Raw genomic sequence first — 13154 nt, 5'->3', positions numbered from 1 at the left:
AAGCCAGGCGCTATGCCGGCGCCAGGGATTGCGCGAACACGCGGTAGTACTCGATCTTTTCCTTTAGCGCTTCGGCAGACTGGCGCATCGCTTCGATTTCTGCAAGAACATCGGTCAAGTGTTCCTCCAGCATCTGGCGACGAGCGGGTACGGTTGCGTCGCCCTCGCTGCGCAGTCGCGCGAAGGCCTGCATTTTGCCGATTGGCATGCGTGTGGTGCGCAAGCGCAGCAGGAATCCGATCCAGGCCATGTCGGATGCGGCGTAGCGCCGCTGGCCGCCGGCGGCGCGCCCGACCGGGGCGAGCAGGCCGATTCGCTCGTAGTAGCGCAGCGTGTAAGCGGTCAAGCCGGTGCGCCTGGACGCTTCGTCGATGCTCAGATGGGATTCCATGCTCTTGTCCTCAGAAGGTCAGTGCGCTCCAGGCACTATAAATGCATCGGCAAGACGGCACAAGCTGGCTAACCTGCCGGCGTCCTGCGCTGCGCCGGGTCGCTGAAAGCGGGGCCGACACGGCGCTTCTCGAACACTTCCCTGGCCGCGGCGATGCCGTTCAAGGCACTCGGGAAGCCAGCGTAGACGGCCATCTGGGTGATCACCTGGATGATCTCCTCGGGCTTGCAGCCCACGTTCAGGGCACCGTCGATGTGCACCTTGAGCTGCGGCTGCGCGTTGCCCAGCGCGGTCAGCGCCGAAATGGTGGCCAGTTCGCGGGTACACAGGGATAAACCGGGCTGGGAGAACACATCGCCATAGGCGAAATCGACGATCCAGTCGCCCAGCTCGGGCGAAATGCGCCTGAGCGAATCGACCACTTGCTTGCCTTCGGCCCCGGTGGTCTTCAACATGGTGTCCTCGCCACGCTGCCTTCTGCTGCCGGGCTCGGCGCTCCAGGCGCAGGCGCCCGATAATGCCGCCACCATCAATACCGCCGTCATTGCCACTCTTGTCGTCGTCATCGAGCTCTCCTTCACCATTGCCGTTGCTGTGCGCAAAATCGCGTCAGGGATGCACGGCGCCGATGCGCCATGCAAGGACAGGCTAGGGCTTAGAGTGCGCTCGAAGTCAAGCGGTGAACAACATGCGCTGCGGCGGGATGGATCGTGATTGCAGGCATCCGCAGAGAACGGAAACCTCACACGCTGTGGAACTTGCTGCCGGACGAGAGTCCGGCAGCAAGCCGGTGATGCCTATTTCAGCGACAATTCAGCCAGTGCAACACGCTGGCCGACGACGGTGGTGCCGTTAGGAATGAGCGACAGCGTCAAAGGACGTGCTGCATCATAGCTGCCATTCAGGGCCAGGATGACCGGTGTCGATGCGTTGCCGCTAAAGCGCGTGCCGGATGTTGCCGCGACCACCTTGCCATCTTGCGTGACATACAGGAGCGAGTCGGAAAGCTTGACGACGGTGTCGGTATTGGCCGCGTCGCCCAGGCGCACCAGCAGTTGCGGTTTGTTGGCCGCATTGAACGCCCGCCATGCGATCAGCCGCACGCGCTGCGTCTCGCCCAGGCCGGGCGAATAGGTCGCTTCGACCGCGTTATTGCCAGGCACAACAGGCAGCGGCCCGCCCCAACCATTTTGCGATGGAAACAGCTCATTGGACCAGTTGCATTGCGCCCGTGTTTGGTCGAGCGCGCGGGCAAAGCCTGCCGCTTTCATCACCGACGTTTTGACGCCATTCAGATGGGTGCTGAACTCGAATTTGAAGGGTTCGTTTTGATACAGCTGTTGCAGCACGGCTATCCTGGTTTCGGAAGGACGCAGCATGCCAAAATGATTGTTCATGGCATCGGTATACGTCTCCGACCACCACTTTTCGGTCATGCCTTCCGTGTTCCCGAAAATGAACTTGGCCTTGGGTTCCATGGCGCCGACGTAATTGCTCTTGAAGCGATAGAAAAACGCGCCGTCGGGCGTACAGGAAACGATGAAGTCGCCGTCGGTGCCGCGCGCTGTCAGCGAGGTGGTGCTTACGTTCGATGGCGACTGCGAGCTCGATACCGCCCAATCCTGCGCGGCGTCGTCGACCGGCCCCGACGCTGGCGGCAATTGCGTCAGGGGCTGCGGCAGCACGGTGATGGCCACGCGGCTTGCGACGCTGTCGAGCTTGCCGTCATTGACATGCAGGGTCGCCACATAATTGCCGACTTTGTCCGGCGTGAAGATCGGCAGCACGGCGGTGACCGGAGGAATCAGCGCGGCGCTGCCCTCGGGCCTGGCCGTCAGCGACCAGGTGAAGGTCAGGACATTACCTTCGGCATCCGTGCTGGCGCTGCCGTCCAGTTTCACGGATGCGCCAAGCACGACCGTCTGGGCAGGTCCGGCGTTGGCCACCGGCGCGGTGTTGACCGGCGCGCCTGGAGACGAGGAACCGCCGCCACAGGCGACGAGGGAGAGGGCGACCGAGGTGGCCATGGCATGTTTGAACAACTGTGAACGCATTTTTCGCCTTGAAAGTACAGAACACGACCGGACTTGATCGTAATGACATCATTATATTTCCTAGAAAAAATATCTGATAGCCAATTAATGTGTTGCTGCATTACTTCTCAGGCTGGCGCGGGGATGTGGCAACGTTGCTCTGTGTCAGCGCAGCCCGCGTTTCAGGGAAGCGCAGGCTGGGAATAGATGAAATTCGGGCAGGCGCTGTTGCCATCCTGGCAGTACCGCATGACCAGCTGCAGCGCCTGTTCCACGTCGGCATAGCTGCCGAGCTGGTCGACATCGGCCTGGTCGGTATCGCGCTCGCAGCACAGCACGGCGGTGGGCACGTCGCGCAGGATGCCCAACAGGGCGTGCAGAAAATCGCCGGCGGCGGGCCAGTCGTAGGGCCGCATGCGGTCCAGCCGGGGAAGCAAGGTGATGCTCAGCGACCCGCTTGCAGCATGGTGATGCTTGCTCAGTCTGCCGATCAGCACGCCGCCGGCGTGGCAAAGCAGTTCCCCGGTTTCTCCGAACGGAGAGAGGTAGGGCTGCACCGTGATGGCGGCCTCCGATGCCGGGCAAGCGAGCCAGAAGGCATCGGGGGAATGCGGGAAGGTGGGGAGCATCGTCAGTGAGCCACGGCGCGCTTCACGCCGCAGGGTGGGTCAGGCCTGGCGCCGGCGGCGGCGAACCGTTGCCATGGCGGCGGCACCGGCCAGCAAGATCAGCAGACTGCCCGGTTCCGGCACTTCGCCGGCGCGACGGGTGAAGTCCACCACGCCGGTCAGGTTGTAGTCGAAACTGGTATTGAACAGCTGGTTCGTGAACACCGCGTTGGACAACTCGAAGTTCTGCTCGAAATACACCTTATCGCCAACCTTGGCCCCGTAATAGTTAAATCGCGGCTCGCCGTACCAGGTGGCGTCGTTCGATTTCACCGTCGCGTAACCGCTCAATTTGGCGGTGTTCGATCCCAGCAGCGCTTCGATCGTCAGCGCATTGTCGACCGTCAGCATGCCCTTGGCGGAATGGTCGCCGAAACTGTAGTCAACGTTCTGGAACAGGATGCCGTCGGCCGGGGTATGGAAGGTGTAGCGGATAGTCGAGCCATCGACCGCCGTCGACGCCAGGGTCGAATACGCGCTCGGGTGCCAGCCCGCTCCAGCCTTCCATTCGGTGCCGTCACTGAGCTTGTAGCGGTCGGCAATCGAAAACACCATGAATTGCGCGTTGGGCGAGAACTCCTGCCAGTAGTGTCCGATGGTGGCCGTGTGCATCTGCGTAATGACCGGGGCAGCGTGCACGGTGGCGGTGAACGCCAGTGAGAGCGCGGCGAAGAGAGCGAGACGTTTCACCTGGGAATCCTTAATTGTAGAGGGATATCAAGTGTAGTTTTGTATGTACAAAAAGTCAATCCATGATATTGGCATAACAACAGGTGAGCGCTGGCCGGGGGAGACATCCGCAGCGGCCTCCTGGCTGGTGATGCAGGCCTTGTTCGGTTCGTGCGCTGTTGCCGGCACGGCCCCTTGGTGCCGATGACATTTCAGCGCGTAGACAATCGCGCAGGCTTTCTTGAAACGGCGCTCGATTGCGTCGTTGCGCAGTCTGCGCTCCGTGAGGTGGGGCGCGTCCTTCTCGATAATGGCCCATTTAGCCCGTCATCGGACTGGAACCGACAGCGGGAGTTCGATCGTTCTCCGCCCTGATGCGCCGCTGGTTGTCGCGATCATCATTATTGTTCTGCCACAGCACCCGATCATCATCGTTGCTCGGCGCTTCGGGCAGATTGTCGCTGTTGGTGGTGCCGCCAGCCAGTCCGTCATGCAAATAGTCGCTCATCGTCGCCACTCCCGGGAAATGACCTTGATCGTCACCGCAAAATGGCTTGGCAATGATTTGTTGTGCCGCCTCATTTGCCGCCTGCAATATCGATAAACGAGCCGGTGACATACGATGCTTCGTCGGAGAGCAGCCACAAGATGGCGTAGGCGACTTCGTCGGCCTGCCCGCCGCGTTGCATGGGGATCATGGAGCGCAAGCGGTCCACCCGGTCGGGCTCGCCGCCGCTGGCATGAATGCCGGTATAAATGAATCCTGGCCGCACGCAGTTGACCCTGATGCCCTCGCTGGCGACTTCCAGCGACAGCCCGGTCGTGAAGGTGTCGATCGCTCCCTTGGAAGCGGCATAGTCGACATATTCCCCTGCCGCACCGAGGCGCGAGGCGGCCGACGACACATTGACAATGGCCCCGCCCGCGCCGCCATTGTTGCGCGACATGCGCCGCACGGCCTCGCGCGCGCACAGGAACTGGCTGGTGATGTTGCTTGAAAATATGCGGTTCAGGCGCGCCATGTCCATCTCCGCGATGCGCATCTTGTTTTCAAGCACGCCCACGTTATTGACCAGCGCGCTGACCGTGCCGAGCTGCTCGTCGACGCTGCGAAACAGCCGCGCGACCTCGTCTTCGTCGCTGACATCGGCCGCCACCGCGATGGCCGTCCCGCCCGCGGCGTGAATCTGCCCGACGATCGCTTGCGCCGCCGCCGCGTCCTTCAAATAATTGACGCAGACGGCATAGCCTCGCGCTGCCGCCTTCAATGCAGTCGCCGCGCCGATGCCGCGCCCGCCGCCTGTGATGATCATTACCTTGCTGTTCATGGAACCTTCATGTGATTGATGCCGGCATGCGGCAACCGGGATGGGGCAGACCTCGGCCCGGTGCGTCTCGCGAGCACCGGGCGCCAGCTCGCAGGGGGCCTATGCAGGCAACAGGCGCTTGCCGTCTTGCGCATTGACGCGATACTGGCGGGCAAATTCAGGCAGCCCCGGAAAGGCGGCGGACATGGCCGCGAACCGGGCTTGTGATCGTTCGCAGTCGTCGTCCGGGGCGAGTTCATCAAGGAGCGCAATCGCTTCGTCGTATAGCGCCATGGCAGCGCGATGCTCGCCCCGTTCTCGGGCAATATGCGCGCGGTTGCACAGAGCGCCGCCCAGATACACCAGATTCCAGCAGTCGCCTGGCGCCTGACGGGCCAGGGCCTTACGCTGCGCGATCGCATCATCGAACGCCGCGATCGCCTTGTCCTGCGGCCCACAGTCCATATACAGCAGGCCCAGGTGATTCTTGCTGGCGGCAAGTTGAGCGGTCGCGAACAGCCTGTGTTCATCAATATGGGTGATGCTTTGCAATACGCCGATGGCCTTGGCGTACGCCATTTCAGCCTCGGCCACCCGCCTTATCTGGCGATACGCCGAGCCCAGGTCAACATAGCCTGCGCCCAGGATTCTCCTGATGGCCGGTAGCGCGCTGTGGGCCTCAAGACTTGCCAGGAATTGCGCCAGGTCATTGCAGCGTGCGTCGACCTCGGGCGCATCGGCAGAGGCCAGAGCCGGATCGATGGCGTCGGACAGTGCCTGGAGCTGGCGCACACACTGCTCCACATCAACCGGCTGGGCATCGGTGCCGGTTGCCGCTGGTGTGCGTGGCGACTGGGCGGCGCCGGACACCATCGCCTTCAGTTTGCGAAAAAGATTCTCTACCAAGCAGGGCTCCTTGAAAGGCGATATTGTCGCCTGCCTGCCGAATTGTAGAAGGTTTTCCGCAGTGACGGTATCGCGCGGCTGTCATTGCCGACGGGGCTGTGCCCGAAGATAACTGCGCCCCGACAAGGGGCACCCGACGGGGCGCCCCTCTCCAGCTCCGGATTACCTGCGATAGACGCGAACGTAGTCAACCTGCATCCGGTTCGGGAATGCGGTCGATCCATCCGGGCTGCCAGGCCAGTTGCCGCCGACGGCCAGGTTAAACAGGAGGAAGTACGGTGCATGGAATTCCGACGTGCCGTTGATGCCGCCGGCGATATTGACTTCGTGGAACTTGTTACCGTCCACATACCAGCGGATCACCGAGGCATCCCACTCCACGGCATAGACGTGGAACTGCGAGAAGTCCAGATTGCCCGATGGACCGCCATAGTTGGCATACGCGTTGTTATGATCCCGCCAATGGATGGTGCCATGGGTGACCGCTTCGGAATTGACATGCTCCATGATGTCAATTTCGCCGCTTGCCGGCCAGCCCACACTGCTGATGGAGTTACCCAGCATCCAGAACGCTGGCCAGGTGCCCTTGCCGGTCGGGATTTTCATGCGCGCTTCCATCCGGCCGTATTGCCAGCTTGCCTTGTTCTGGGTGGTAATGCGGCCCGAGGTGTACTGCTTGCCCATATAGGCTTCCTTGCGCGCCTCGATGACCAGTTCGCCACCGGTGACACGGATGTTTTCCGAACGTGCGGTGTAGTACTGCAGTTCGTTGTTGCCGCCGCCATCTCCGTTGACCTCGATGTTCCACTTGGAGGTGTCCAGGGAGGTGCCGTTGAACTCGTCCGCCCAGGCCAGCGTCCAGCCCGGTGGCGGAGGTGGTGGGGTCGAGCCGCAGCTAGCGCCGGCGATGCTGATCCAGTTCAGGTTGAAGCCCGCGCTGCTGATGAAGGTGCCGACGTTGTACGTTCCGGCATTCACGTTCAGCGTGCGCTGCACCGTGGTCCAGTTCTGCCAGCCGCCCGTTGCGGGAACCGACGTGGTGCCGAGCGGAATCGCGCCTCCGTTGAGGTCGGTCGAAATCACGCCGCCAGCGGAAGGGGCCGCAACACGGTACGCGATGGTGTAGGCGCCGCTGGTCGGGAAGGTGACGTTGTTGTGCGCCAGCCATTCGCCATTGGCAGTCCAGGCCACGTTATAACCTCCGCCGGCATCGGCCGTCGCTTCAATATCGACGTTGTCGGTGCGGTGCTGATTGCCTGTGTTGCCGGCAGTGGTGTCAAACGCGTTGGCATAGTCTTCAGCCTGGAGTGTGCAGATGGCGGCGACGTTGGCGCTGGAACCTCCCCCAGTGGCTGTCTGCGACAGGAGGACGGGGGCTTTGCCGCCATCGCCGCTGCCGTTCGCTGCGTTATCGCCACAACCGGCAATGGTGCCGGCAGTCAATGCTGATGCCAGCAAGACGTTAATCGTCTTCATCTTCATGGTGAAAGTCTCCGAAGTTATAGTTGGGTTGACGTGGGCGACAACCACTTCCAGCCGATCTCATCGACAATAGCGACGTTGATGGAAGCGTTTCCACAGAATTGAGTATTGAGCACATTTGGCGTATTGTCAAAACCCACACACGGCGGACGGCAGATTGGGCACAGTTCTGTCTGGTTTACGCCAATGTTGCCGTTGAGTACAGGAAAAGGCCCGAGGCTGGACACACCGGTCGCTTCCCGGTGATGCTCCCGGATTCCCTATGAGGGGTGTGCCCAGCGGCAAGATCGGCAAAGTCGGGGATGCATTCCGACGTACTGGTCCATAACGGGTGCCTTTACCAGAGCATGTTGCGTTTGGGCTGTGAAGGCACTCGACGCTGCCGATGGGCAGAGGCTTACTGCATCAGGATTTCATGCTTATGTGTCAGGCGGGCGTACAGGAAAGCGTCAATCGCCCTCCCTATGGCATGTTCCCGGGCACGATATCAACACCAATCACTTCAGCCAGATCGAGCAGCGCATCATAGGTCGCCGCATCACCAGTGACGCTTTTCGACGTGCCAACATGCTGTAAATCTCGAGCGGCGATCCTGTCGCCAAAGAGGACATACGCGGTGGCCTTGTCATCTTGTCGGGAGGTCCAGCAAATACCTTGCAGATCAGGGCATTGGGCATGTACTGCTTGCGCCACGGTACGTGTGAATGGGTACCGATCCTTCTCGGTGTCTGTCAGAGATGCACGTGGAATGCCAAGCTTATGCAGCGCTTTCGTGCCGAAATCGGCAAGAACCAATAGCTCCTTCGTCTTGACGATTGAGTGTACCTGTCCTGCTAATTTGGCTTTGTCATAGGCTTTCAGTCCAGGTGCGTAAGGAACGTCATGGAACACCGATTCCATTGCTGCGCACTCAAATGTCTCACCCGCGTAAATGGTTGGGATGGATTTGCCCACGGCATCGTTAATCGGACTGAACCGAGCATTGCCGAACCCCGGATTGAACTGGAGGGCTCCGAAAGTATCCTGATGAATTCTATGCAGGATCGTGTTGACGTCTAGTGAAGTTCTGGTCACGTTCGCAGCATCAACATTAAGGGGCGGCGGATCGAACACCGCGATCGACGCCGGCACGGCCGCTGCGGGCGTTGCCTTGCCCTTGGTCTTAGGCATGCACAATCCCCATCGCCTCGTCCGCCGCAGCTGCAACGACCGCATCGGGTTTTTTCACAAGCACGTCCATTGGCCGTTGACCGCCGAGAAAGCCGTTCACAGATTGGAACCAGTATGCCAGGCCCCATCCATCTTTAGCCTCCCCGAACTGCGCCAGCACCTGTTTGAGTGCGCGATGGGGCCGATACTCATTGGCCGGGTCGAGGGCGTAGCCTGGGTAGTAATCCAGACCATTGCGGCGAATGGCGAAAATGGCGCCATCGCGCTTCCACTTATGCAGCTGCGCACTCGGATTCTTTTCGCTGAGGCCGGCAATCGATGCCACCTGGGCAGCGGTGAGCCAGTCAGCGCCACTCAACACAGCTTCCTTGGCCCGCAACATCATCCTGGCTTCCTTGAGAAGCGCTGGAGATGGCATGTTCTTGGGTAGCAAGGTCTCAACCAGGCTGGACAGGGTTTCGTTGCTACGGGTGGTCAAGGTGTTCTGGGTCAGGCGGATAATTCGGCTGATGACTTGCTCGATGGCCTTGGCTTCGCTTTCGCTTGCTCCGTCCAACACGAAGGCAAGGACCTGGTCACCCTTGACGTTACCCAATTGATCGCGCACCTCTTTCAGACCTCCCGCAAAAGTGGGGATCGGTGCTGACATTGGTTCAAGTTCAATGGTGCTCATGGCGACCTCCTGATGAGGTGATTTCAGATATGGACAGGATAGCATAACCAGAATCACCTACCAAGCTAACTTATCTCGCTTGTCGCAACGGCTTAAGCTCGATCAACAGTTCGGCTATCAACCCTGCTGTGCTCAAGTAATGTGGGACACGGCGACAGGGCAGGTCCGGTTCACCGCCGTGCCTCGATGAGGTGACGTGTCGAGTAGCTCACGAAGGGCTCACCGTGGCGCATCCGACGGTCCAAGGCGAGCAGCTCAGCGTGGTACTTGGCCACCGAGAAATCCGGTACCCACCAGACGCACTTGCGAAGGATCCAGACCACCGCGCCTACATCATGGAAGAGCATGCGGCAACGCGCCGTGCGCAACTGCGTTACAGTCAGCCCTGCGACCATTGCCGCGGCCGCTTCATCCCGCGGATCACGACGCTGCCGTTCGACCGGCAGCGGTCCCAGGAAATGCTCGATCAACTCAAAGGACGAAGCAGGCCCCACATGTTGCCCAAAGTAGTGTCCAGCTGGCTGAAGAACGCGATGGATTTCTGCCCAATCCGGGCACACCGGGTGGCGCGACGTGACAAGCGCGAACGACCCATCGGCAAAGGGCAGCGCTGCGCCCGCCGCTGTTTCCACCACCTGCACGCCGCGCGCGCCCAAGCGCGCTTGCGCCTTGCGCGCGTTGGGCGACCAGGCTTCCGTCGCATACATGCGGGGAGGAAAACACGGTGCCTCATCCACTACTTCACCGCCACCCGTATCGAGATCGAGCGCCGATTCGACGCTTGCCAGCTGATGCGCGAGCAACCGGGCATAGCCCCAGGGTGGGCGTTCTTCGCTGGCGCGCCCATCGAGCCATTCGAAGCCCCAACCGCTCACGTCAGCCGCTTCGGCTTCGGCCACCAAGGCATCAAAAGGTTTCATTCATTTTTCCTCGATCTGTCCTTGAACCTCACGTATCTTCTGCCGCCGCACTGCGCAGTAACAGGGATAGGGATTCATTGTTTTACTTCACATGCATGTTTGCTTCCGGCTCAGCGCGCGCGCCGGTAGTGCACGGCGACCGCGCCGCTGCGCAGCACCCTCGCCGACATCAATTCAAGCCGTCGCGCGCCTGCCGCTGGCGAGGAGCACGCCGTCCGGGGTCGCGTCCTTCACTCCACACACATCAAGGTCCGCTTCTGACCGTAAGCGGAAGTTCCCATGCGCATATCCAGCGCGGCGCCGTGGGTCTCACTTTATTGTTTTTCCACAACAGATTGCCGGCGAATAAAAGAGTTTGACACTATCGGCTCTGTCAAATCAAGGATGTCAGATCAACCACCCTGGCATCGAAGAATCGCGTTTGACACCGCGCCCAGCAATGAAACCGGCGCTCCCGTTGTTCTTGCTGTCCACAGCATCATCGCTTCCCATGTGAATTTTGCATAAGCATTGTCGTTGCCACCTGTTCATGGGAATATTGTCCCATGCGACGGCTGGAATTCCCGGGCCGTAAGGAAAAAACGACGTGAACACCAGACACCTGCTCTTCGCATTTGCCGCACTGCTCTCGCTCGCCCCCCATGGCGCGGCGCAGGAGTCGCCGACCTTGCGAAAAATCGCGGAAACGGGCGTCATCAGCATTGGCTTTCGCGACAAATCGATCCCGTTTTCCTATCTCGACAAGCAGCAGCGGCCGACCGGCTATTCGATCGAACTGTGCTATCGCATCGTCGACGCCATCCGCACCCGGCTCAAGGCGCCCGGCCTGGAAGTGATGCTGCGCCCGGTCACCTCCGCCAACCGCAGCGCGTTCATGGTCAACGGCATCGTCGACCTCGAATGCGGCTCGACCACCAACACGCTCGAGCGGCAAAAGGAGCTGGCGTTTTCAGTGACGACCTTCGTCGCCGCCACCAGCCTGGTAGCGAAAAAGACAGCCCGCATCGATTCGCTGCAAGCGCTCAAGGGCTCGACCGTCGTCTCGACGGCCGGCACCACGGCCATCAACGCGCTGGGGGAAACCGCTCAGGCACAGGGGCTCGACCTGCACATCATTCCGGGCAGGGATCACGCCGAAGCGTTTTCGCTGGTCGAGGCCGACCGCGCGCTCGCGTTCGTGATGGACGATGTGCTTCTGCACGGGCTGGTCGCCGCCGCCAAGGACCCGGGCATGTATGCCATCGTCGCCACCGATTTGCCGGTGCAGCCGTACGGGATCGTCGTGCGCAAGAACGACCCCGAATTCAAGAAACTGGTGGACGAAGCCATCGTCGCGTTGTTCAAGTCCGGCGAAGTGCAGCAGATCTACCGCAAGTGGTTCGCGCCACTCCAGCTACCGATGAGCCCTGCGCTGAAAAAAGCGATTGCCGCCCCCACCGATTCGGGCGACCCGGCCGCCTACCGGTGAAGCAGGGAATTGGCGCGGTCTACCGCGCCCCTGCGCAACGAGCCTGCCTTGCAAGGCAGGCTTCCTTCGCCCGTTATCATAGGGCTAATCCTCGAACAGACTTTTCGCCGTCCCGCAGCAGGTAAAACGCGTCATGAAAAATGGCGTCGCCTGCAAAAAACCCTCGTCCCTTTAGGAGATCGCATGCTTCACAAAAATCCCGCGCAATCGATGATCGCGCTGTTTGGCCTCCTGTTCTGCATGGCCTCGGCCACGCAGGCGCAACATGCCGCGCCCAAGCTGGCCAACGTGACCATCCTGGCCACCGGCGGCACCATCGCCGGCTCCGGCGCCAGCAGCACCACCACGGTCGGCTACACCGCCGCCACGGTAGGCGTGCAGCGCCTGATCGCGGCGGTGCCCGAACTGGCCAAGGTTGCCAACGTCAACGGCGAACAGGTGTTCCAGATCGCCAGCGAGAACATGACCAACGAGCACTGGCTCACGCTGGCCAAGCGCGTCAACGTCCTGCTGGCCCAATCGAACGTGGACGGCATCGTCATCACCCACGGCACCGACACGCTGGAAGAAACGGCTTACTTCCTGAACCTGGTGGTCAAGAGCCGCAAGCCGGTGGTACTGGTGGGCGCGATGCGGCCATCGACCGCGATTTCGGCCGACGGCCCGATCAATTTGTACAATTCGGTGATGCTGGCGGCCAGCCCCGAGGCGGTCGGCAAGGGCGTGCTGGTGGCGATGAACGACCAGATCCAGTCGGCGCGCGATGTGACCAAGGTCAATACCTCGACGCTGGACTCGTTCCGCACGCCGGAACTGGGCCTGCTCGGCTATATCCAGGGCAGCAAGCCATTCTTCTATCGACAGCAAATACGCAAGCACACCACCGAGACCGAATTCGACATCGGCGCGCTGCAGGTGCTGCCGCAAGTGGACATCGTGTATGGCTATGCGAACGTCGGACCGGTAGCGGTCGATGCGTTCATGGCCGCGGGCGCCAAGGGCATCATCCATGCCGGCGTGGGCGACGGCAGCCTGGCAGCCAGGGTCAAGCCGGCGCTGGTTGCCGCGCATGCCAAGGGGGCGGTCGTGGTGCGGGCCAGCCGCGTGGGCCAGGGCATTTTGGCGCGCAACGGCGAAGCCAATGACGACGAGCTGGACTTCGTGGTGGCCGACACCCTGAGTGCCCAGAAGGCGCGCATCCTGCTGATGCTGGCGCTGACCAAAACCACCAGCACCAAGGAGATTCAGCGGATGTTTTATACCTACTAAGTTCTACCCGGGAAGCCTGCCCTGCAAGGCAGGCTTCCCGGGCTGCTAGCCTGGATTTTGCATAAAAAAGGGCAAGAATGCCGTAAGTGATTGATAAAATGTGAGTTATCCCTAAAACACAATTTCAACACGAACGCACCTTGCCCGGCATGAATTCTACCTCAGAGCAGCTACGTTTTGCATCGATTCCAGCCCACA

14 protein-coding genes are annotated in these 13154 nt (G+C 60.9%); 2 read left to right on the top strand and 12 right to left on the bottom strand.

Going from position 1 to position 13154, the window contains the following annotated elements; genetic code table 11:
• Positions 1–10 precede the first annotated feature (10 nt).
• From F2P45_RS24990 to F2P45_RS24935, 12 genes are all read right to left on the bottom strand, one after another.
• Positions 11–391, bottom strand: coding sequence for a MerR family transcriptional regulator (locus F2P45_RS24990; protein WP_166880903.1), 381 nt, complete (start codon positions 389–391; stop codon positions 11–13).
• 68 nt (positions 392–459) lie between these two features.
• Positions 460–921, bottom strand: coding sequence for a carboxymuconolactone decarboxylase family protein (locus F2P45_RS24985; RefSeq protein WP_187367227.1), 462 nt, complete (start codon positions 919–921; stop codon positions 460–462).
• A gap of 267 nt (positions 922–1188) precedes the next feature.
• Positions 1189–2445, bottom strand: coding sequence for a PKD domain-containing protein (locus tag F2P45_RS35495; RefSeq protein WP_187367225.1), 1257 nt, complete (start codon positions 2443–2445; stop codon positions 1189–1191).
• Between the two features lie 161 nt (positions 2446–2606).
• A complete protein-coding gene (locus tag F2P45_RS24975) occupies positions 2607–3053 on the bottom strand; it encodes a hypothetical protein (RefSeq protein ID WP_166880901.1) in 447 nt (148 codons plus the stop codon).
• Between the two features lie 39 nt (positions 3054–3092).
• Positions 3093–3782, bottom strand: coding sequence for a PEP-CTERM sorting domain-containing protein (locus F2P45_RS37295; RefSeq protein ID WP_166880899.1), 690 nt, complete (start codon positions 3780–3782; stop codon positions 3093–3095).
• 298 nt (positions 3783–4080) lie between these two features.
• On the bottom strand, positions 4081–4380 hold the full coding sequence (locus tag F2P45_RS24965; protein WP_166880898.1) for a hypothetical protein: 300 nt from the start codon (positions 4378–4380) through the stop codon (positions 4081–4083).
• Entirely contained in the window at positions 4340–5089 is a 750-nt protein-coding gene (locus F2P45_RS24960; protein WP_166880897.1) for an SDR family oxidoreductase, read from the bottom strand. The genes F2P45_RS24965 and F2P45_RS24960 overlap by 41 nt, the downstream gene beginning before the upstream one ends.
• Before the next feature lie 99 nt (positions 5090–5188).
• The gene (locus F2P45_RS24955) at positions 5189–5974 is read right to left on the bottom strand and encodes a tetratricopeptide repeat protein (RefSeq protein ID WP_166880896.1); all 786 of its coding nucleotides are present in this window, start codon (positions 5972–5974) and stop codon (positions 5189–5191) included.
• A gap of 162 nt (positions 5975–6136) precedes the next feature.
• Positions 6137–7456: a carbohydrate-binding protein gene (locus F2P45_RS24950; protein WP_223164830.1), complete on the bottom strand. Its 1320-nt coding sequence runs from the start codon at positions 7454–7456 to the stop codon at positions 6137–6139.
• 462 nt (positions 7457–7918) lie between these two features.
• The gene (locus F2P45_RS24945; protein WP_166880895.1) at positions 7919–8626 is read right to left on the bottom strand and encodes an RES family NAD+ phosphorylase; all 708 of its coding nucleotides are present in this window, start codon (positions 8624–8626) and stop codon (positions 7919–7921) included.
• Positions 8619–9299: a hypothetical protein gene (locus F2P45_RS36425; protein WP_229505280.1), complete on the bottom strand. Its 681-nt coding sequence runs from the start codon at positions 9297–9299 to the stop codon at positions 8619–8621. The genes F2P45_RS24945 and F2P45_RS36425 overlap by 8 nt, the downstream gene beginning before the upstream one ends.
• 170 nt (positions 9300–9469) lie before the next feature.
• Entirely contained in the window at positions 9470–10219 is a 750-nt protein-coding gene (locus F2P45_RS24935; RefSeq protein WP_166880894.1) for a methyltransferase domain-containing protein, read from the bottom strand.
• A gap of 586 nt (positions 10220–10805) precedes the next feature.
• Here F2P45_RS24935 and F2P45_RS24930 point away from each other — a divergent pair.
• Both F2P45_RS24930 and F2P45_RS24925 read left to right on the top strand, forming a co-directional pair.
• A complete protein-coding gene (locus F2P45_RS24930) occupies positions 10806–11687 on the top strand; it encodes an amino acid ABC transporter substrate-binding protein (RefSeq protein WP_166880893.1) in 882 nt (293 codons plus the stop codon).
• Between the two features lie 183 nt (positions 11688–11870).
• A complete protein-coding gene (locus F2P45_RS24925; protein ID WP_166880892.1) occupies positions 11871–12956 on the top strand; it encodes a type II asparaginase in 1086 nt (361 codons plus the stop codon).
• Positions 12957–13154 lie beyond the last annotated feature (198 nt).

It is taken from the genome of Massilia mucilaginosa (genome assembly GCF_011682145.1).
Taxonomy (GTDB): Bacteria; Pseudomonadota; Gammaproteobacteria; order Burkholderiales; family Burkholderiaceae_D; genus Telluria_A; species Telluria_A mucilaginosa.
The sequence above is the reverse complement of the archived record's forward strand: the minus strand, read 5'-3'. Positions and strand labels throughout refer to the sequence as shown.